This window comes from Enterobacter cloacae complex sp. IR53041, from assembly GCF_049238285.1.
In the GTDB taxonomy this organism is placed as follows: domain Bacteria; phylum Pseudomonadota; class Gammaproteobacteria; order Enterobacterales; family Enterobacteriaceae; genus Enterobacter; species Enterobacter roggenkampii.
In genome coordinates this window covers 78,659-97,927 of record NZ_JBMKHB010000007.1, presented here as the reverse complement: position 1 = coordinate 97,927, position 19,269 = coordinate 78,659, and the positions used below count along the sequence as shown (strand labels likewise).

The window sequence follows — 19,269 nt, the reverse complement described above, 5'->3', positions numbered from 1 at the left end:
GTGCGACAACTGGCAACAATACTCTTATCTCTGGCGGTGCTTGTCACCGCTGGCTGCGGCTGGCACCTGCGCAATACCACGGCGGTGCCTGCTCAGATGAAAACCATGATCTTTGATTCCGGAGATCCGAACGGTCCACTCAGCCGGGCAATTCGCAATCAGCTGCGTCTGAACGGCGTTGAGCTTGTTGAGAAACAGACGCTGCGTCAGGATGTACCGTCTCTGCGTGTGACAGGAAGTGGTCTGTCGAGAGACACTGCGTCTATCTTCCAGGATGGCCGTACCGCAGAGTATCAAATGGTGTTGACGGTCAACGCGGCAGTTCTGATCCCGGGTAAAGACATCTATCCGATCAGCACGAAAGTGTACCGTTCGTTCTTCGATAACCCGCAGACGGCGCTGGCAAAAGATGCCGAACAGCAGATTATCATCAACGAAATGTATGACAAGGCGGCGGAACAGCTGATCCGTAAACTGCCAAGTATTGCAGCGTCAACCAAACAAGGATCTGACATTGTTGATAAACCGGTTGATGGCACGCTTCCTGCTGCTAACTCTCTGGGTAAATGATGATCAGGCTGTATCCTGAACAACTCCGCGCGCAGCTCAATGAAGGGCTGCGCGCGGCGTATCTGCTTCTTGGAAACGATCCGTTATTACTTCAGGAAAGCCTGGATGCCGTGCGGCATGCCGCCGCCGCGCAGGGCTTTGATGAACACCACACCGTCCAGTTGGATAACAATACCGACTGGAACGCCCTCTTCTCGCTCTGTCAGGCGATGAGCCTGTTCGCATCGCGCCAGACAATTCAGATCCTGCTGCCGGAAAACGGGCCTAACGCGGCGATGAACGAGCAGCTCGCTACGCTGGTCAGCCTCTTACACAGCGATCTGATCCTGATTGTGCGTGGCAACAAGCTGACCAAAGCGCAGGAAAACGCGGCATGGTTTACCCAACTCGCGCCCCACGCGGTGTTGGTCACCTGTCAGACGCCTGAGCAGGCGCATCTGCCTAAATGGGTCGCCGCGAGAGCGAAGCAGCACAACCTTCAGCTGGATGATGCGGCGAACCAGCTGCTCTGCTACTGCTATGAAGGTAACCTGCTGGCCCTGGCGCAGGCGCTGGACAGACTCTCCCTGCTCTGGCCGGACGGCAAGCTGACCTTGCCGCGCGTCGAGCAGGCTGTTAACGACGCGGCGCACTTCACGCCGTTCCACTGGGTGGACGCGCTGCTGTCGGCAAAAAGTAAACGCGCCCTGCATATTCTGCAGCAGCTGCGCCTCGAAGGGAGCGAACCGGTCATTCTGCTGCGTACGCTGCAGCGCGAACTGCTGCTGCTGATTACGCTCAAGCGTCAGTCTGCCCATACGCCTTTGCGTTCGCTGTTTGATAAACACCGGGTGTGGCAAAATCGCCGGGCTTTGACTTCCGAGGCCATCAACCGTCTGAGTCATGAACAGCTTCGCCAGGCGGTACAGCTTCTGATGCGCGCCGAACTCACGTTAAAACAAGATTACGGCCAGTCGGTCTGGGCTGAGCTGGAAAGCCTTTCCCTGCTGCTCTGCCACAAGGCGCTGGCAGACGTTTTTATTGATGGATAGTATGCACTCTTTACAGGCCCTGTATGGCGGCACCTTCGACCCGGTACACTACGGGCATCTGAAGCCGGTTGAAATTCTGGCGAATCTGATCGGCCTTCAGCGCGTCACCATCATGCCGAATAATGTCCCTCCCCACCGTCCACAGCCTGAGGCGACCAGCGAGCAGCGAAAAGAGATGCTTGCCCTGGCCATCGCAGATAAGCCGCTCTTCCGGCTTGACGAGCGTGAGCTGCGTCGCGACACCCCCTCCTGGACCTCACAGACGCTTCAGGAGTGGCGCACAGAACAAGGTCCAGACCAGCCGCTGGCTTTTATCATCGGACAGGACTCCCTGCTGAACTTCCCCACATGGCATAAATATGAAACCATCCTGGAGAACAGCCACCTGCTCGTCTGCCGCCGTCCTGGCTATCCGCTGACCATGCGCGAAGCGCAGTACCAGCAGTGGCTGGAAGATCATCTCACCGCCAATGTTGAAGATCTTCACACTCAGCCTGCCGGGAAGATTTATCTGGCCGAAACGCCGTGGTTCGATATCTCTGCAACCCTCATTCGCGAGCGCTTACAGCAGGGTTTAGCGTGTGACGATCTGCTCCCCGCACCGGTGCTGGCCTATATCCATACGCATGGTTTGTATCAGAAAAGCGCAGATGAATAGCCGGAGGGCATAAAAAGCGGCTTATTGTTTATCCTGCCTTGACAGGGTAAGCCATACTGTTATTCTCCGCTGCCAGACTTTCCCGCCGATGATTGCTTTACAGAAATTGTTTTACAAAAATGGCGATGCAATCTCAGGCAGAGGGTGGGATGATACCCGCCTTCAAAAGCCCGACCGGAGACTTTTGTCCCGATACAGGCATGAGTTCAGGTATACTGTCTGGCTACGAATTCAACGTTTTACAATCTCATTCACCCCAGGGGGAAAACTTGCAGGGTAAAGCACTCCAGGATTTTGTTATTGACAAAATTGATGACCTGAAAGGTCAGGACATCATCGCTATCGACGTTAAAGGTAAATCCAGTATTACCGACTGCATGATCATCTGCACCGGTACGTCCACACGTCATGTTGTTTCAATTGCCGATCACGTGGTACAGGAATCACGTGCTGCAGGGCTGTTGCCGCTCGGCGTTGAAGGTGAAGCGACGGCTGACTGGGTGGTTGTCGATCTCGGCGATGTGATTGTCCACGTCATGCAGGAAGAGAGCCGTCGCCTGTATGAGCTGGAAAAACTCTGGGGTTAATGCGTGAAGTTGCAGCTGGTCGCCGTCGGCACCAAAATGCCGGACTGGGTACAAACCGGTTTTACTGAATATCTGCGTCGTTTTCCAAAAGACATGCCGTTCGAACTGGTGGAAATCCCCGCCGGTAAGCGCGGCAAGAACGCCGATATCAAACGTATTCTCGATAAAGAGGGCGAACTGATGCTGGCTGCCGCTGGCAAAAACCGCATCGTCACCCTCGATATTCCAGGAAAACCCTGGGATACGCCGCAGCTGGCGCACGAACTGGAGCGCTGGAAGCAGGATGGCCGTGACGTCAGTCTGTTGATTGGCGGACCCGAAGGGTTATCCCCTGCCTGCAAAGCGGCAGCAGAACAAAGTTGGTCCCTCTCCGCGCTGACGCTTCCCCACCCGCTCGTTCGGGTACTGGTGGCAGAAAGCCTGTATCGCGCGTGGAGCATTACTACCAACCACCCCTATCACCGCGAGTAATGACTGACCAGGGTAGATTAAGCAGCGGATGAAACTACAGAATTCTTTTCGCGACTATACGGCTGAGTCCGCGCTGTTTGTGCGCCGGGCGCTGGTCGCCTTCACCGGGATTTTGCTGCTTACCGGCGTGCTGATCGCCAACCTTTATAATCTGCAAATTGTCCGTTTTACCGACTACCAGACGCGTTCCAACGAAAACCGTATCAAGCTGGTGCCTATCGCGCCCAGCCGCGGCATTATTTACGATCGCAACGGCACCCCGCTGGCGTTAAACCGCACCATCTATCAAATCGAGATGATGCCGGAAAAAGTCGATAATGTTCAGGATACGCTGGAAGCGCTGAAAAGCGTTGTCGACCTTAACGACGACGATATCGCCGCCTTCAAAAAAGAGCGCGCCCGCTCTCACCGTTTCACCTCCATACCGGTTAAAACCAACCTGACGGAAGTCCAGGTGGCCCGCTTTGCGGTGAACCAGTACCGTTTCCCCGGCGTGGAAGTAAAGGGGTACAAGCGTCGCTACTACCCCTACGGCTCCGCGCTGACGCATGTGATTGGCTACGTCTCCAAGATTAACGACAAAGACGTCGACCGCCTCGATAAAGACGGCAAGCTGGCGAACTACGCCGCAACGCACGACATCGGTAAGCTCGGTATTGAACGCTACTACGAAGATGTCCTGCACGGGCAAACCGGCTATGAAGAGGTTGAGGTTAACAACCGTGGCCGCGTGATTCGCCAGCTTAAAGAAGTGCCGCCTCAGGCGGGGCATGACGTCTATCTGACCCTCGACCTTAAGCTTCAGCAGTATATTGAAACCCTGCTGGCGGGCAGCCGCGCAGCCGTTGTGGTCACCGATCCCCGCACCGGCGGCATCCTGGCGATGGTCTCTATGCCAAGCTATGACCCGAACCTGTTTGTTGACGGCATTTCCAGTAAAGACTACTCCGGTCTGCTGAATGACCCCAACACGCCGCTGGTGAACCGCGCGACGCAAGGGGTTTACCCGCCGGCATCCACGGTTAAACCGTACGTGGCGGTCTCTGCACTGAGCGCTGGCGTCATCAACCGCAATACCAGCCTGTTTGACCCAGGCTGGTGGCAGCTGCCCGGTTCAGAAAAGCGCTATCGCGACTGGAAAAAATGGGGCCACGGTCATCTGAACGTCACCAAATCGCTGGAGGAGTCTGCGGATACCTTCTTCTATCAGGTGGCGTATGACATGGGGATCGACCGCCTGTCAGAGTGGATGAGCAAATTCGGCTACGGACACTACACCGGCGTTGACCTTGCGGAAGAACGCTCCGGCAACATGCCGACGCGCGAATGGAAGCTGAAGCGCTTTAAAAAACCGTGGTATCAGGGCGACACCATTCCGGTGGGTATCGGTCAGGGTTACTGGACGGCAACGCCGCTTCAGATGAACAAAGCCATGATGATCCTCATCAATGACGGCGTGGTGAAAGTGCCTCACCTGCTGCAGAGTACGGTTGAAGACGGCAAAAAAGTGCCGTGGAACCAGCCGCACGAAGCGCCGGTGGGTGACATTCATTCCGGCTTCTGGGAGATCGCGAAAGACGGTATGTACGGTGTGGCAAACCGCCCCAACGGTACCGCACACAAGTATTTCGCCGGTACGCCGTACAAAGTGGCGGCGAAGTCTGGTACTGCGCAGGTCTTTGGTCTGAAAGCCAACGAAACCTATAACGCGCACCGCATTGCCGAACGTCTGCGTGACCACAAGCTGATGACGGCGTTTGCCCCTTACGACAACCCGCAGGTCGCGGTGGCGATGATTCTGGAGAACGGCGGTGCCGGGCCTGCAGTAGGGACCATCATGCGCCAGATCCTTGACCACATTATGCTGGGTGATAACAACACCGAACTGCCGGCTGAAAACCCGGCCGCCGCTGCGGCGGAGGACCAATAATCATGACGGATAATCCAAATAAAAAATCGCTGTGGGACAAAATCCACATCGACCCAGCCATGCTGCTGATCCTGCTGGCTCTGCTGGTTTACAGCGCGCTGGTTATCTGGAGCGCCAGCGGCCAGGACATCGGGATGATGGAGCGTAAAATCGGCCAGATCGCCATGGGCCTGATCATTATGGTGGTGATGGCGCAGATCCCGCCGCGCGTCTACGAAGGCTGGGCGCCCTACCTCTACATCTTCTGTATTATTTTGCTGGTTGCGGTCGATGCCTTTGGGGCCATTTCAAAAGGGGCGCAACGCTGGCTGGATTTGGGCATTGTCCGCTTTCAGCCTTCGGAAATTGCCAAAATCGCCGTGCCCTTAATGGTGGCACGCTTTATCAACCGCGACGTCTGTCCGCCGTCGCTGAAGAATACCGCTATCGCGCTGGTGCTGATTTTCCTGCCAACGCTGCTGGTTGCGGCACAGCCTGACCTGGGTACCTCTATCCTCATCGCCCTCTCTGGCCTGTTTGTCCTGTTCCTGTCGGGCCTGAGCTGGCGCCTGATTGGTATCGCGGTAGTGCTGATTGCGGCGTTCATCCCTATTCTCTGGTTCTTCCTGATGCACGATTACCAGCGCCAGCGCGTCATGATGCTGCTCGATCCGGAAACCGATCCGCTGGGCGCGGGCTATCATATTATTCAGTCCAAGATTGCGATTGGCTCCGGCGGCCTGCGCGGTAAAGGCTGGCTGCACGGCACGCAGTCGCAGCTGGAATTTTTACCGGAACGTCACACCGACTTTATCTTTGCCGTCCTGGCGGAAGAGCTGGGGCTGGTGGGCATCTTAATACTCCTGGCCCTATACGTTCTGCTGATCATGCGAGGATTGTGGATTGCAGCACGCGCGCAAACGACCTTTGGTCGCGTCATGGCTGGCGGGTTGATGCTGATTTTATTCGTTTATGTCTTCGTAAATATTGGTATGGTGAGTGGTATTCTGCCGGTGGTAGGCGTACCGCTGCCGCTGGTGAGTTACGGAGGCTCGGCACTGATCGTGTTGATGGCCGGGTTTGGTATCGTGATGTCGATCCATACCCACAGAAAAATGTTGTCAAAAAGCGTATAAAAATAAGGGGATCGGAATGCGTAAGCAGTGGCTGGGGATCTGCATTGCGGCAAGTTTACTTGCGGCCTGTACTAGTGATGATGGTCAGCAACAGGCAACCATCGCGCCGCCGCAGCCTGCGGTGTGTAATGGCCCGATCGTAGAAATCAGCGGTGCCGATCCCGTTTATGAACCGCTGAATTCCAGTGCCAATCAGGATTACGAGCGCGACGGCAAAAGCTATAAAATTGTTCAGGATCCTTCCCGTTTCAGCCAGGCGGGCTTTGCCGCCATTTATGATGCCGAGCCAGGCAGTAACCTGACGGCCTCCGGAGAGACGTTCGACCCCATGCAGCTGACGGCGGCACATCCGACGCTGCCGATCCCGAGCTATGCTCGTATCACCAACCTGGCAAACGGCCGCATGATCGTCGTGCGTATCAACGACCGCGGCCCGTACGGAAATGATCGGGTGATCTCCCTGTCGCGCGCGTCTGCCGATCGCCTGAATACCTCGAACAACACCAAAGTCCGTATTGACCCGATTATCGTGGCGCAGGATGGTTCGCTGTCCGGGCCAGGTACCGCGTGTACGACGGTGGCGAAACAGACCTATGCCCTGCCCGACCGCCCAAATCTTGACGGCGGAATGGGCAGCGTCTCTTCTCCGGCCGAGCCTGCTCAGCCGGGGGGAGAAATACGCCCAATCAGCAATGACACGCTGCAAAGCGACGATTCAACGGGCGCACCGGTAAAGAGTAGCGGCTTTCTTGGCGCACCGACGACCTTAGCCTCGGGCGTGCTGGAAGGCAGTGAGCCTACCCCAGCCCCCGCTCCCGTTGCTGCACCAGCGACCCAGTCGGCTCCCGTAACGGCGCCCGCGGCCACGCAAAGTGCTGCGGTGGCGGCTCCAACAGCGGCCAGCGGCAGCTATGTGGTTCAGGTCGGTGCTGTGAGCGATCAGGCCCGGGCTAAACAGTATCAGCAGCGTCTGAGCCAGCAGTTTGGCGTACCTGGACGCGTTGAGCAGAACGGTGCGGTCTGGCGCATTCAGATGGGGCCGTTTGCCAGCAAATCGCAGGCAGCCTCCCTGCAGCAGCGTCTGCAGAATGAAGCTCAGCTTCAGTCATTTATCGCTGTTGCGAAATAATTAACCGGCGGTATCCGAATTGTCAGTTTGTGTAAAACACATTCACAAACTCATGCTTAAAGTCGGATGCCTGCCTGAATAGCATTTGCTATAGTAAGGCACTTTTTTTAATTCCATCACGGATGTCGTAGTTCTGACCATGAAGACCACTTTTTCTGCTCGTTTTGTGCAGCGCATGGCGCTGACCACGGCCCTTTGCGCGGCTGCGCTCTCTGCAGCTCACGCCGATGACCTGAATATCAAGACCATGATCCCTGGCGTTCCGCAAATCGACGCGGAATCCTACATCCTGATCGATTACAACTCTGGCAAAGTGCTGGCAGAACAGAATGCCGATGCCCGCCGTGACCCGGCCAGCCTGACCAAAATGATGACCAGCTACGTTATCGGCCAGGCGATGAAGGCAGGTAAATTCAAAGAAACGGATCTGGTCACCATCGGTAACGATGCGTGGGCAACCGGGAACCCGGTCTTTAAGGGTTCCTCTCTGATGTTCCTGAAACCGGGTATGCAGGTTCCTGTTTCCCAGCTGATTCGCGGTATCAACCTGCAGTCGGGTAACGATGCCTGCGTAGCGATGGCCGATTTCGCCGCCGGTAGCCAGGATGCCTTCGTAGGCCTGATGAACAGCTACGTGAACGCGCTGGGTCTGAAAAACAGCCATTTCCAGACCGTACACGGCCTGGACGCAGACGGTCAGTACAGCTCGGCACGTGACATGGCGTTGATTGGTCAGGCGCTGATCCGCGATGTCCCTAATGAGTACTCTATTTATAAAGAGAAAGAGTTCACCTTCAACGGTATCCGTCAGACCAACCGTAACGGCCTGCTGTGGGATAACAGCCTGAACGTTGACGGCATCAAAACCGGTCACACCGACAAAGCGGGCTACAACCTGGTCGCCTCCGCCACTGAAGGCCAGATGCGTCTGATCTCTGCCGTGATGGGTGGCCGCACCTTTAAAGGCCGTGAAACAGAAAGCAAGAAGCTGCTGACCTGGGGCTTCCGTTTCTTCGAAACCGTGAATCCACTGAAAGCAGGCAAAGAGTTTGCGTCTGAACCCGTCTGGTTCGGCGACAACGACCGTGCTTCTCTCGGCGTTGATAAAGACCTCTACCTGACCATTCCGCGCGGTCGTATGAAGGATCTGAAAGCCAGCTACGTCCTGAACAGCACCGAGCTGCACGCCCCGCTGCAGAAAAATCAGGTCGTGGGCACAATCAACTTCCAGCTGGATGGCAAAACGATCGATCAGCGCCCGCTGGTGGTCCTGCAAGAAATTCCTGAAGGCAATTTCTTCGGCAAAATCATTGATTATATTAAATTGATGTTCCACCACTGGTTTGGTTAAAAATCGAACACTTGAAAGTGTGATTTTGATCCCCATATACTAAGTATCCTGATAACTCCCACCTGACGTGGGAGTTATTATTTTTTGACGTTACGCCGGAGCTGACATGAAAACCAAACTTAACGAACTGCTTGAATTCCCTACCCCATTTACCTACAAAGTAATGGGTCTGGCGAAACCTGAGCTGGTTGATCAGGTGGTTGAAGTGGTACAGCGCCATGCGCCGGGTGACTACTCTCCGTCAGTAAAACCAAGCAGCAAGGGCAACTACCACTCGGTTTCTATTACCATCACTGCGACACACATTGAGCAGGTTGAGACGCTGTACGAAGAGCTCGGCAATATCGAAATCGTTCGTATGGTGCTGTAGTCCCTTTGCGGTTACCCGGTTTGCCGGGTAACCCCTCTCCCCGCTGTGATATACTCCCGCATACCTTTTGTCCCTCGTCTTCGGAGACGCAGTTTTGTATCAGGATAAAATTCTGGTCCGTCACCTCGGGCTGCAACCTTACGAGCCTGTCTCCCAGGCTATGCATGACTTCACCGATTCACGCGATGACACTACCCCCGATGAGATCTGGCTGGTCGAACACCTGCCGGTCTTTACGCAGGGTCAGGCGGGAAAAGCAGAACATTTATTAATGACGGGCGATATTCCGGTTATCCAGAGCGATCGCGGCGGTCAGGTCACGTACCATGGTCCCGGGCAGCAGGTAATGTACGTCCTGCTCAATCTGAAGCGCAGAAAGCTCGGCGTGCGTGAACTGGTTACCTTACTGGAACAGACAGTCGTCAATACGCTGGCGGAATACGGGATTGACGCGCATCCGCGGGCCGATGCGCCTGGGGTCTACGTTGGGGAAATGAAGATCTGCTCTCTGGGGCTGCGTATTCGTAAAGGCTGCTCATTCCATGGCCTGGCCTTGAATATTAATATGGATCTCGCGCCTTTCCAGCGCATAAACCCCTGCGGCTACGCCGGCATGGAAATGACGCAAATGCGCCAGTGGGTAGAAACCGCTACGCCAGACACGATTCGTCCCGTGCTTTTGAAGAACGTGTTAGCACTACTTAACAATCCCCCACACGAATATATCCCTGCTTAATATATCGTACAACAGGGCTCGCTAATTTGACGGGCCACTGTCTATTTACCGTTTTTGCACTTTACAATAATCCATAGATTCTATATTTTCGAAGCGCCCGAATATTACCGCTACATATTATTTAGCCTCCAGCATGCACGGCAAACACGGCATAAGTAACGTGAGCAATTATCACACAAGTGTTTGCTTTTGATAAACAAATGAAACAAAACCAACACTTTACGAATCTCTACAAGCATAATAAATAAATTCAACTATCATTCATATTGTGAATGTATACGGAGTGAAAGCGTGGAGTATAATAATTTACCAGCCAAACGACTGAATGAACCTGGTGGCGAAGACAAGCCGCAAATTTTTCGGACTTTACGTAATATTGATCTCAATTTACTGACTATTTTTGAGGCAGTATATGTCCATAAGGGTATCGTTAACGCTGCGAAAATTCTTAATCTCACGCCTTCAGCAATTAGCCAGTCCATCCAAAAGCTACGCGCTATATTTCCTGACCCATTATTTATCCGTAAGGGCCAGGGGGTAACGCCGACGGCCTACGCCACGCATCTCCATGAGTACATCAGCCAGGGGCTGGAGTCGATTCTGGGCGCACTGGATTTAACCGGGAGCTACGATAAGCAGAGAACCATCACCATCGGCTGTTCCCCTTCGGTGGGTGTGCTGGTCATGCCTGCGATCTTCCAGGCCGTAAAAGAGCATGCTCCGCAGCTCCTGCTTCGCAATGTGCCTCTCCATGAGCCTGACGTTCAGCTTGCCCAGTTCCAGACGGACCTGATTATTGAAAGCGGCAGCTTCAGTGCCAGAGCGCTGGGGCAAAATGTGCTCTATGCGGATAACCTGGTACTGGTTTGCCGTCAGCAGCATCCTGCCCTCAGCGAGCCGCTGACCATCGAAAACCTGCGCAACTACGACCACTCGTCTTTCATGACCGAAGGGCAGTCCAACCATGGCCTTCGTCAGCGTATTGATGAAATTTTCCCGGAACGTCAGATCAGCTTCAGCAGTTACAATATGTTCACCACCGCATCCCTGATAGGCAGCAGCGATATGCTGTGCATCATGCCATCGCGCCTGTACAGCCTGCTCCGGAAATGCTGGCCGCTGGACAGTATCCCCCTCAGCCAGCTTAATGCGGAATCTATTGAAATTTCACTGCATTACAACAAGCTGAGCTTGCGCGATCCGGTTCTGGAAAACGTCATCCGCATTATCCGTCAGGCCTTCTGACAGGTTGAGCCAGCATAAGCCCCTGCGGCAGGCAGGGCAAAAGGCACAAAACAACAACTATTTTACAAATTGGCGATCTGGCAGGCTGCTTTAACGACCGTTTCAATGATATACTGCCTGTCGTTCGTTCAAAAAGAGTTGATAAATACAACATTCCCTTGAATTGAAACGCTTTCCTTCGATATTCGCAACTGGAACACGCACGCTATGAGTAAACCCATTGTGATGGAACGCGGTGTTAAATACCGCGATGCCGATAAAATGGCCCTTATCCCGGTTAAAAACGTGGCTACAGAGCGCGAGGCGCTGTTAAGAAAACCGGAATGGATGAAAATCAAACTTCCGGCCGACTCTTCGCGTATCCAGGGGATCAAAGCGGCGATGCGCAAGAATGGCCTTCACTCCGTTTGTGAAGAAGCCTCTTGTCCGAACCTTGCTGAATGTTTCAATCACGGTACCGCGACGTTTATGATTCTGGGTGCTATCTGTACCCGCCGCTGCCCGTTCTGCGATGTTGCTCATGGCCGTCCGGTCGCGCCTGATGCTAACGAACCCCAGAAGCTGGCGCAGACCATCGCCGACATGGCGCTGCGTTACGTGGTTATCACGTCCGTTGACCGTGACGATCTGCGCGACGGCGGAGCGCAGCACTTCGCTGACTGTATTACGGCCATTCGCGAGAAAAGCCCAAACATCAAAATCGAGACGCTGGTGCCAGACTTCCGCGGCCGTATGGACCGTGCGCTGGATATCCTGACCGCGACGCCGCCAGATGTGTTTAACCACAACCTGGAAAACGTACCGCGTCTCTATCGTCAGGTCCGCCCGGGCGCTGACTATAACTGGTCTCTGAAACTGCTGGAACGCTTCAAAGAAGCGCATCCGCATATTCCGACCAAGTCAGGTCTGATGGTAGGTCTGGGTGAAACTAACGATGAAATCATCGAGGTGATGCGCGATCTTCGCCGCCACGGTGTAACCATGCTGACTCTGGGCCAGTATCTGCAGCCAAGCCGTCACCACCTGCCGGTACAGCGCTACGTGAGCCCGGACGAGTTTGATGAAATGAAGGCCGAAGCGCTGGCGATGGGCTTTACTCACGCCGCATGCGGCCCGTTTGTTCGCTCCTCCTACCATGCAGATATGCAGGCAAAAGGCGAAGAAGTTAAATAGTGCTGTAATATTCATTTACAGTAATACAAAAAAACCGGCCTCATGAGCCGGTTTTTTTTCGCAATCCCGCAGGCGTTGCCGTCACTCTTTGTGAGAAAGCTTGTCTGCCGGGACGTCATCCTCAGCGCTTTTCTTCGCGGCTGTATCATCGTCGTTCATCGCTTTCTTAAAGCCTTTGATGGCAGCCCCCAGGTCACCACCCAGCGTGCGTAACTTCTTGGTACCAAACAGCAGGACGACCAGTGCGGCAACCACCAGCAGTTTGGTAATACTAATCTCACCCATAGATACCTTCTTTACTTAAAACAGGCTGCATTCAGCGCCAAAACCTGACTGTATTAACGGTCATTTAGCGCGTGCACACAATAGCAATCTGTAACAAGGTGAATCAAGCATTGTTGAAAAAAACATCACAATAATTGCGGTGGCGCAAACCGACGATTGCGAAGAACAGGTAATTGCTGACGTGCAAGCGCAATTCTGTCTATGTTTATCTCTGCCACCAGCAAATCCGGGGCTTCCGCAGCGGCGGCAATCGTCACACCCAGCGGATCGACCACCCTGCTTTGCCCGATGTTCTTCGTTCCGCATTCTCCTGCAGCAACGACATAGCAGGTGGTATCCAGCGCGCGTGCCGCCAGCAGCGTTGCCCAGTGATGTTCTTTTAACGGCCCTTTAACCCACGCGGCAGGCAGAACCAGCACGTCCGCCCCCTGTAGCGCCAGATGGAGTGCCAGCTCCGGAAAACGCAGGTCATAGCAGGTCATCAGCCCAACCTTTAATCCGTCAATCTCCAGCAGCGGCGGAACACGGTCTCCTGGGTCGACGCGCCGTGATTCCTGAATGCTGAAGGCATCATAAAGATGGAGCTTGGCGTAACGTGCGACTATGGCTCCGCCGCGAATCGCCACCAGCGTATTCACCGCCCGACCCGGCGTAGAGGGAACATGGATTGTTAAGATCGTCGTCATCGTATTGCCCACGCTCTGGGCGAGCAATTGCTGTAAAAATTCACCGTCCAGCGGCTGCGCGGACTTCACGGATAAATCCGGGTCATTATCATCCCTGGCCAGCAGCGCCTCAGGAAGCACCAGCAGCGACGCGCCTTTCTGTTGGGCCTGCATCATCAGATTGACGCATTTTATCGCGTTAGCCTGCCAGTCAGGCGTGACCGCAAATTGCCCTACCGCAACATACATATTTGTCCCCTCATCATAAACGGCGTTAAACTCGCTTCTCTTACACATCAAATAGCAGGTATTTAGCGTGTTACAACTACTTTTAGCCGTTTTTATTGGTGGGGGAACGGGTAGCGTTGCGCGATGGTTTCTCAGTATGCGGTTTAACCCCCTGCATCAGGCGATTCCCATGGGGACGCTGGCTGCAAACCTGATAGGTGCCTTTATCATTGGCATGGGGCTGGCCTGGTTTAACCGAATGACACACATTGACCCAATGTGGAAAGTCCTGATTACCACCGGATTCTGCGGCGGGTTAACCACCTTCTCAACCTTTTCTGCGGAAACGGTTTTTCTCTTTCAGGAAGGCCGTATCGGCTGGGCGCTGATGAATATGGCGATCAATATGCTCGGCTCCTTTGCGATGACGGGGATCGCATTTTGGCTATTTTCTTCCGCAAGCGCGCATTAACAGCCGAACCGTTAATGTTGGCTTAATTTTTCTCTGTCACTCTGGCTGCAGTAATGAACGAGGGTGACAGAATGAAACAGAGTCTGATGAGCGCAGGCATGGTGTTGTTAAGCGTGCTGATCGTGGCCAGCTTCCTGAAAATGTATCTGCTTGGCTGATTCAAAACGAAAAAAACCCGCTCAGTGAGCGGGTTTTGAAATTCTTGCTGACGCGTCTGGATTACAGAGCGATTACGTTAGCAGCAGAAGGGCCTTTGGCACCGTTAGTGATTTCGAACTCTACACGCTGACCTTCAGCCAGAGTTTTGAAACCATTAGACTGGATTGCAGAGAAGTGTACGAACACGTCTTTGCTGCCATCTTCAGGAGTAATGAAACCGAATCCTTTGGACTCATTAAACCACTTAACGTTACCTTTAATCTTAGACATCAAAATTACCTTTACATTAAAAAACGACACAAATGCTGTGTCGGTTACCAGTACATCAATTGTGAGACCTTTTGTCCAGCGGATCTTTGATAAAAAGTGACTAAAGTCGCGTTAATTTTCACTGGCAGATTTTTATCGTTTATGAATCAACGGCTGCGCGTTTTATCACCAACAGGTAACGTTTTTTCAGTTAAAACTGAAAACGCATCCAGGCGAAGTAAACGTTACCGTTGTTGTACGTGCCCGGGATGTAGGTCATCTGGAACGTTGCGGGGCCGTAACCGATAGAGGCCAACGGCAGCAGCACCGGGATCGGAATGTAGTTCCAGTTGTCACGCGCGGTGACCCCCGCGGTATAGCCCAACCCGACATGGAAGTTCTCGTCGGCTAGCGGACGCCAGGTTTTCTCCCAGCCGTAGCCCCCAATCGGCTCCCATTTATTAAAGGAGTCTTTAAAGGCCATCAGATAGATGCCATGCCAGTTTCCCTTATCATCCCAGCGCGACTGACCGAAACCAGCGCCCCACGGACGCTCGTTATATTTATCGGTTTTCTCTTTGTCGTAAGCAAAACGCGCATGCCACGTTATTGCCGGAACATAGAGATCATAATGTTCGGGCGCCGTCCAGGTCTGAGAGACATTATCCGTAAAGGTTGAGAACCACCCTTTATCCGTCGCGTTGTCCTCTGCCTGTGCAACAGAAGAAAACGTTAACTGCCCAAAAATAAACAATAAAATTGAGAAAAATGTATTACGTACGATCACAATGCAATTACCATTCTTAGTATTCGAGGCAAAGTTTACCATAAAGTAGTTGAATCAAGGCTTAACGACATCAGCGTTATTCCTAATTATTCGGCCTTTTTCCGGGAATATTCTCAATAAACTGGACCGCAAGTTTGAATAAGCACATTCAGAGTGAGCCTTTAACCTGTTTAGCCTTGTATATCAGCAACATGCTGAATTACACAAAATATTAACAATCTGTTATCATTGTAAGGACATATTGCGCTATTTCTGACGGTCAAGACTCTCATGGCGTAAATGTAAGAGCCATGGCAAAAACACGGTTGTTCTGCTCTCTAGTCGTCTGTTTATTGATTTTAATCAGCAAGAACAGGCCATTTATTCGGCACATTTTCATCCTTCTTATTTTTATTGATTTTTTGTGCTCCATTGCAGCAGAGATACAGGGGAAATCATGCTTACGTTATTCGAACTCCTTATTGGGGTCGTCGTCATTGTCGGTGTCGCACGCTACATCATTAAAGGCTATTCGGCCACGGGCGTATTATTTGTTGGCGGTTTAACGCTGCTGATTATCAGCGCCATAATGGGACATCAGGTATTACCTGCCAGTGCAACCAGTACGGGTTACACCGCCACTGATATTGTTGAATACATTAAGATATTACTCATGAGCCGCGGCGGCGACCTGGGTATGATGATCATGATGCTGTGCGGTTTTGCCGCCTACATGACCCATATCGGTGCCAACGACATGGTCGTTAAGCTTGCCTCAAAACCGCTGCAATACATCAACTCACCCTATCTGCTGATGGTCGCCGCCTATTTCCTCGCCTGCCTGATGTCGCTGGCCGTGTCGTCGGCAACCGGACTTGGCGTACTGCTCATGGCCACGCTGTTCCCGGTCATGGTGAACGTCGGTATCAGCCGCGGCGCGGCAGCAGCCATTTGCGCGTCTCCGGCAGCCATTATTCTCTCCCCAACCTCCGGCGACGTTGTGCTGGCGGCAAAGGCTGCGGAGATGTCGCTGATCGACTTCGCCTTTAAAACCACGCTGCCAATCTCTATTGTCGCCATTGTGGGAATGGGAATCGCGCATTTCTTCTGGCAGCGCTATCTGGACAAGAAAGAAAACATCAGCCACGAGATGATGGATGTGAGTGAGATCACCACCACCGCACCCGCGTTTTATGCCATTCTGCCCTTCACGCCGATTATCGGAGTGCTGATTTTTGACGGCAAATGGGGCCCGCAGCTGCACATCATCACCATTCTGGTGATCTGCATGCTGCTGGCTGCCGTGCTGGAGTTTGTGCGCGGTTTCAACACGCAAAAGGTGTTCTCTGGTCTGGAAGTCGCCTATCGCGGTATGGCGGATGCCTTCGCTGGTGTGGTGATGCTGCTGGTGGCAGCGGGCGTTTTTGCTCAGGGTCTGAGCACCATCGGCTTTATCCAGAGCCTGATCTCTATCGCCACCTCGTTCGGCTCGGCAAGTATTATCCTGATGCTGGTCCTGGTGGTACTCACCATGCTGGCGGCCATGACCACCGGTTCCGGCAATGCGCCTTTCTACGCTTTCGTGGAGATGATCCCGAAACTGGCCCACTCCTCCGGTATTAACCCGGCCTATCTCTCCATTCCCATGCTGCAGGCGTCAAACCTGGGCCGTACCATTTCCCCGGTATCGGGCGTGGTCGTCGCCGTTGCCGGGATGGCAAAAATCTCGCCGTTTGAAGTGGTAAAACGCACCTCAGTGCCCGTTATGGTTGGGCTGATTATCGTGATTATCGCCACGGAAGTGCTGGTGCCCGGCGCAGCCTAAGCTAAATTCCTGATATCCAGAAAGCGCCTGCGGGCGCTTTTTGTGCTTTAATAACCCCCAGAAATCAATCACGCTCATTCGATCAGGAAATCATATGTTCAGGAAGGATATCGTTATCCCGTCTGGGGCAATCGCGCTTGCCCTCTGTGTTTTCTCCACGCAGGCAGAACCGCTCAAGGCAACCCAGTATGGCGATTTCGATCGCTATGTGCTGGCTCTGTCCTGGCAAACCGGGTTTTGCCAGAGCATGGTCGAGCGCAACCGCAATGAACCTGACGAATGTCGCCTGCAAAAAGAGCGCGAAAATAAAGCTGATTTTCTGACCGTTCACGGGCTATGGCCCGGCCTGCCGAAATCCATTGCCGCACGCGGGGTGGATGAACGTCGATGGATGCGTTTTGGCTGCGCCACGCGCCCCATTCCGAACATGCCGGAAGTGAAGGCCAGCCGCAAATGCGATGCCGCCGAAACCGGACTGTCGCTTTCCGCTGCCGCAAAGCTCAACGACGTGATGCCGGGTGCGGGCGGTAATTCCTGCCTGGAACGCTACGAATACGCCAAACATGGCGTCTGCTTTGGTTTCGATCCGGATGCCTATTTCGGCACGATGGTGCGGATGAATCAGGAAGTTAAAAACAGTGCGGTCGGTAAATTCCTTGCCAATAACTACGGAAAACCCGTCAATCGCAGCGACTTTGACAGTGCCGTAGCCAAAAGCTGGGGCAAGGAGAACGTCAAAGCGTTCAAGCTGACCTGCAACGGCAATCCGGCTTATCTGACCGAGATGCAGATTTCGCTGAAGGCTGACGCCATTAACAACCCGCTTTCTGCGGCCTCATTTGCCCCGCAGCCACATCCGGGTAACTGCGGAAAACAATTCGTGATTGATAAAGCCGGTTACTGATCCGCGCCCGGGCGCACCATATCAAACCGGTTTTCATCGCTGATGCCATAGTATGCCGTCGGCCCACCCGCACGCAGGATGGGCTGCGCTTTCGCCGTCTGGTATATCCCCTCTTCCAGCAGCGTTTCGGCAATATGGATACCGACCACTTCCCCCAGCACCAGCCACGTGTCCACCGGCGTACCGTCGGCTCCGGTAAGCTGAATGCACTGGGACAGTCGACATTCAAAATTCACCGGGCTTTCTGCAACGCGGGGGGCGTTAACCAGCTGGCTGGCCGCTGGCGTGAGTCCGGCAAAGCTAAATTCATCCCGATCGTGGGGAAGCATCGCGGAGGTTTGATTCATCGCCTGTGCGAGATCGCGCGTTGCCAGGTTCCAGACAAACTCCCCGGTTTCCGTAATATTACGCACGCTGTCCTTCCAGCCGTTGCTGGAAAAGCCGATGATCGGCGGGCGGTAGTTAAAGCAGTTGAAGAAACTGTACGGTGCAAGGTTCAGCTGACCGGCCTTGTCGCAAGAGGAGATCCAGCCTATCGGACGTGGACCAATAATGGCGTTCAGCGGGTCATGCGGCAGGCCGTGCCCCTGAGACGGTTGATAGAAGTACATAATTCTCTCTCGTTGGTGGGCAACGCCCGGGTTCAGGACACTCAGCGTAACGTATTCCGTCAGGAATGAAGACTGAATAAATTTCAGCGAAAATTCATATGGCCCATGAATGTGACTTTCATCACTTCAAACTTGCGCGCTCAGCCAGTATCATCGGGAGAGTTAAACCCTCGCTGCCAGACGGCGAGGGTTTTCTTTTGGATCAGTTTCTGCGTTAGACGCAGCATTAACGACATGGAGTAAAAAATGTCCAGACCTACCATTATCATCAATGAGCTCGACGCAGAACGTATCGACAGGCTGCTGGAAAAAGCGGAATTTGCCTCGCTCCCCGTGGCCGACGCCCTGAATGAGGAGCTCGACCGGGCACAGATGTGCACGCCTGAGACAATGCCACATGACGTGGTCACCATGAACAGCCAGGTGAAATTCCGCAACCTGACCACCGGTGAAGAGTTGACCCGTACGCTGGTATACCCGGCTCAGATGACCGACAGCAGCACACAGCTTTCTGTTCTGGCCCCTGTGGGTGCCGCACTGCTGGGACTGCGTACGGGGGATACGATCCACTGGGAATTACCGGGTGGGGCGTCAACCCATCTGGAAGTGCTGGAGCTGCTCTACCAGCCAGAAGCCGCGGGCGATTACCTGCGTTAATCTCTTCTGAATAAGCGCCTACCCGCTTTGCACAGAGGATGCAGCCGCATCCTCTTTCCGCAAATTCACCCAATTTTCCTAT

22 protein-coding genes are annotated in these 19,269 nt (G+C 53.7%); 17 read left to right on the top strand and 5 right to left on the bottom strand.

The genetic code is table 11. The features are described 5' to 3' along the window. The 13 genes from lptE (at window position 1) to lipA (ending at window position 12,366) form a co-directional block, all read left to right on the top strand. Window positions 1–570, top strand: a complete 570-nt coding sequence (gene lptE / locus ACOTXF_RS07440; RefSeq protein ID WP_008501042.1) for an LPS assembly lipoprotein LptE — start codon at window positions 1–3, stop codon at window positions 568–570. Further along, window positions 570–1,601, top strand: a complete 1,032-nt coding sequence (holA, locus tag ACOTXF_RS07435; RefSeq protein WP_039024429.1) for a DNA polymerase III subunit delta — start codon at window positions 570–572, stop codon at window positions 1,599–1,601. Before lptE ends, holA begins: the two co-directional genes overlap by 1 nt. Then, window positions 1,594–2,259, top strand: coding sequence for a nicotinate-nucleotide adenylyltransferase (gene nadD / locus ACOTXF_RS07430; protein WP_032622886.1), 666 nt, complete (start codon window positions 1,594–1,596; stop codon window positions 2,257–2,259). Before holA ends, nadD begins: the two co-directional genes overlap by 8 nt. Before the next feature lie 269 nt (window positions 2,260–2,528). After that, window positions 2,529–2,846, top strand: a complete 318-nt coding sequence (rsfS, locus tag ACOTXF_RS07425; RefSeq protein WP_003858696.1) for a ribosome silencing factor — start codon at window positions 2,529–2,531, stop codon at window positions 2,844–2,846. A gap of 3 nt (window positions 2,847–2,849) precedes the next feature. Then, entirely contained in the window at window positions 2,850–3,317 is a 468-nt protein-coding gene (gene rlmH, locus ACOTXF_RS07420; protein ID WP_003858701.1) for a 23S rRNA (pseudouridine(1915)-N(3))-methyltransferase RlmH, read from the top strand. Between the two features lie 28 nt (window positions 3,318–3,345). Further along, the gene (gene mrdA / locus ACOTXF_RS07415) at window positions 3,346–5,247 is read left to right on the top strand and encodes a peptidoglycan DD-transpeptidase MrdA (RefSeq protein ID WP_023293034.1); all 1,902 of its coding nucleotides are present in this window, start codon (window positions 3,346–3,348) and stop codon (window positions 5,245–5,247) included. 2 nt (window positions 5,248–5,249) lie between these two features. Beyond that, window positions 5,250–6,362: a peptidoglycan glycosyltransferase MrdB gene (mrdB, locus tag ACOTXF_RS07410; protein WP_008501037.1), complete on the top strand. Its 1,113-nt coding sequence runs from the start codon at window positions 5,250–5,252 to the stop codon at window positions 6,360–6,362. Window positions 6,363–6,378: 16 nt separating this feature from the next. Further along, window positions 6,379–7,491: an endolytic peptidoglycan transglycosylase RlpA gene (gene rlpA, locus ACOTXF_RS07405; RefSeq protein WP_232926740.1), complete on the top strand. Its 1,113-nt coding sequence runs from the start codon at window positions 6,379–6,381 to the stop codon at window positions 7,489–7,491. A gap of 139 nt (window positions 7,492–7,630) precedes the next feature. After that, a complete protein-coding gene (gene dacA / locus ACOTXF_RS07400) occupies window positions 7,631–8,842 on the top strand; it encodes a D-alanyl-D-alanine carboxypeptidase DacA (RefSeq protein ID WP_008501035.1) in 1,212 nt (403 codons plus the stop codon). Window positions 8,843–8,948: 106 nt separating this feature from the next. Then, entirely contained in the window at window positions 8,949–9,212 is a 264-nt protein-coding gene (gene ybeD, locus ACOTXF_RS07395; protein ID WP_003858718.1) for a DUF493 family protein YbeD, read from the top strand. Window positions 9,213–9,306: 94 nt separating this feature from the next. Continuing rightward, the gene (gene lipB, locus ACOTXF_RS07390; RefSeq protein WP_008501034.1) at window positions 9,307–9,948 is read left to right on the top strand and encodes a lipoyl(octanoyl) transferase LipB; all 642 of its coding nucleotides are present in this window, start codon (window positions 9,307–9,309) and stop codon (window positions 9,946–9,948) included. A 291-nt stretch (window positions 9,949–10,239) separates the two neighbouring features. Next, window positions 10,240–11,193 carry a YbeF family transcriptional regulator gene (locus ACOTXF_RS07385; protein WP_021242582.1) on the top strand — a complete coding sequence of 318 codons (954 nt, stop codon included), beginning with the start codon at window positions 10,240–10,242 and terminating at the stop codon, window positions 11,191–11,193. A 207-nt stretch (window positions 11,194–11,400) separates the two neighbouring features. After that, window positions 11,401–12,366, top strand: coding sequence for a lipoyl synthase (gene lipA / locus ACOTXF_RS07380; protein WP_008501032.1), 966 nt, complete (start codon window positions 11,401–11,403; stop codon window positions 12,364–12,366). Between the two features lie 81 nt (window positions 12,367–12,447). Here lipA and tatE read toward each other — a convergent pair whose 3' ends face one another. Then, window positions 12,448–12,651, bottom strand: a complete 204-nt coding sequence (tatE, locus tag ACOTXF_RS07375; RefSeq protein ID WP_008501031.1) for a twin-arginine translocase subunit TatE — start codon at window positions 12,649–12,651, stop codon at window positions 12,448–12,450. A 125-nt stretch (window positions 12,652–12,776) separates the two neighbouring features. Continuing rightward, on the bottom strand, window positions 12,777–13,565 hold the full coding sequence (locus ACOTXF_RS07370; protein WP_021242583.1) for a deaminated glutathione amidase: 789 nt from the start codon (window positions 13,563–13,565) through the stop codon (window positions 12,777–12,779). Between the two features lie 67 nt (window positions 13,566–13,632). On the opposite strand from ACOTXF_RS07370, the gene crcB reads away from it, so the two are divergent. Continuing rightward, the gene (crcB, locus tag ACOTXF_RS07365) at window positions 13,633–14,016 is read left to right on the top strand and encodes a fluoride efflux transporter CrcB (protein WP_008501029.1); all 384 of its coding nucleotides are present in this window, start codon (window positions 13,633–13,635) and stop codon (window positions 14,014–14,016) included. 219 nt (window positions 14,017–14,235) lie between these two features. On the opposite strand, the gene cspE is transcribed toward crcB, so the two are convergent. Both cspE and pagP read right to left on the bottom strand, forming a co-directional pair. After that, complete coding sequence (gene cspE, locus ACOTXF_RS07360; RefSeq protein WP_002439184.1) at window positions 14,236–14,445, bottom strand: transcription antiterminator/RNA stability regulator CspE; 210 nt, start codon at window positions 14,443–14,445, stop codon at window positions 14,236–14,238. A 190-nt stretch (window positions 14,446–14,635) separates the two neighbouring features. After that, window positions 14,636–15,253 (bottom strand): lipid IV(A) palmitoyltransferase PagP, encoded by a 618-nt coding sequence (gene pagP / locus ACOTXF_RS07355; protein WP_008501026.1) that lies wholly within the window; start codon window positions 15,251–15,253, stop codon window positions 14,636–14,638. A gap of 394 nt (window positions 15,254–15,647) precedes the next feature. Here pagP and dcuC point away from each other — a divergent pair, with 394 nt between their 5' ends. Both dcuC and rna read left to right on the top strand, forming a co-directional pair. Beyond that, window positions 15,648–17,015, top strand: coding sequence for an anaerobic C4-dicarboxylate transporter DcuC (dcuC, locus tag ACOTXF_RS07350; protein ID WP_021242585.1), 1,368 nt, complete (start codon window positions 15,648–15,650; stop codon window positions 17,013–17,015). A 94-nt stretch (window positions 17,016–17,109) separates the two neighbouring features. Beyond that, window positions 17,110–17,919 (top strand): ribonuclease I, encoded by an 810-nt coding sequence (gene rna / locus ACOTXF_RS07345; protein ID WP_023293038.1) that lies wholly within the window; start codon window positions 17,110–17,112, stop codon window positions 17,917–17,919. Here rna and ACOTXF_RS07340 read toward each other — a convergent pair. Further along, entirely contained in the window at window positions 17,913–18,530 is a 618-nt protein-coding gene (locus ACOTXF_RS07340) for a flavin reductase family protein (RefSeq protein ID WP_008501022.1), read from the bottom strand. The genes rna and ACOTXF_RS07340 overlap by 7 nt on opposite strands. 246 nt (window positions 18,531–18,776) lie before the next feature. Between ACOTXF_RS07340 and rnk the strand changes: the two genes are divergently transcribed. Further along, a complete protein-coding gene (gene rnk, locus ACOTXF_RS07335) occupies window positions 18,777–19,187 on the top strand; it encodes a nucleoside diphosphate kinase regulator (RefSeq protein WP_008501021.1) in 411 nt (136 codons plus the stop codon). The last annotated feature ends 82 nt before the right edge of the window (window positions 19,188–19,269 follow it).

Excerpts from the sequence above, each read along its gene's own strand:
- holA (WP_039024429.1), top strand. The coding sequence starts at position 570 with ATGATCAGGCTGTATCCTGAACAACTCCGCGCGCAGCTCAATGAAGGG.
- nadD (WP_032622886.1), top strand. The coding sequence starts at position 1,594 with ATGGATAGTATGCACTCTTTACAGGCCCTGTATGGCGGCACCTTCGAC.
- mrdA (WP_023293034.1), top strand. The coding sequence starts at position 3,346 with ATGAAACTACAGAATTCTTTTCGCGACTATACGGCTGAGTCCGCGCTG.
- mrdB (WP_008501037.1), top strand. The coding sequence starts at position 5,250 with ATGACGGATAATCCAAATAAAAAATCGCTGTGGGACAAAATCCACATC.
- rlpA (WP_232926740.1), top strand. The coding sequence starts at position 6,379 with ATGCGTAAGCAGTGGCTGGGGATCTGCATTGCGGCAAGTTTACTTGCG.
- dacA (WP_008501035.1), top strand. The coding sequence starts at position 7,631 with ATGAAGACCACTTTTTCTGCTCGTTTTGTGCAGCGCATGGCGCTGACC.
- ybeD (WP_003858718.1), top strand. The coding sequence starts at position 8,949 with ATGAAAACCAAACTTAACGAACTGCTTGAATTCCCTACCCCATTTACC.
- lipA (WP_008501032.1), top strand. The coding sequence starts at position 11,401 with ATGAGTAAACCCATTGTGATGGAACGCGGTGTTAAATACCGCGATGCC.
- tatE (WP_008501031.1), bottom strand. The coding sequence starts at position 12,651 with ATGGGTGAGATTAGTATTACCAAACTGCTGGTGGTTGCCGCACTGGTC.
- ACOTXF_RS07370 (WP_021242583.1), bottom strand. The coding sequence starts at position 13,565 with ATGTATGTTGCGGTAGGGCAATTTGCGGTCACGCCTGACTGGCAGGCT.
- cspE (WP_002439184.1), bottom strand. The coding sequence starts at position 14,445 with ATGTCTAAGATTAAAGGTAACGTTAAGTGGTTTAATGAGTCCAAAGGA.
- pagP (WP_008501026.1), bottom strand. The coding sequence starts at position 15,253 with ATGGTAAACTTTGCCTCGAATACTAAGAATGGTAATTGCATTGTGATC.
- dcuC (WP_021242585.1), top strand. The coding sequence starts at position 15,648 with ATGCTTACGTTATTCGAACTCCTTATTGGGGTCGTCGTCATTGTCGGT.
- rna (WP_023293038.1), top strand. The coding sequence starts at position 17,110 with ATGTTCAGGAAGGATATCGTTATCCCGTCTGGGGCAATCGCGCTTGCC.
- ACOTXF_RS07340 (WP_008501022.1), bottom strand. The coding sequence starts at position 18,530 with ATGTACTTCTATCAACCGTCTCAGGGGCACGGCCTGCCGCATGACCCG.
- rnk (WP_008501021.1), top strand. The coding sequence starts at position 18,777 with ATGTCCAGACCTACCATTATCATCAATGAGCTCGACGCAGAACGTATC.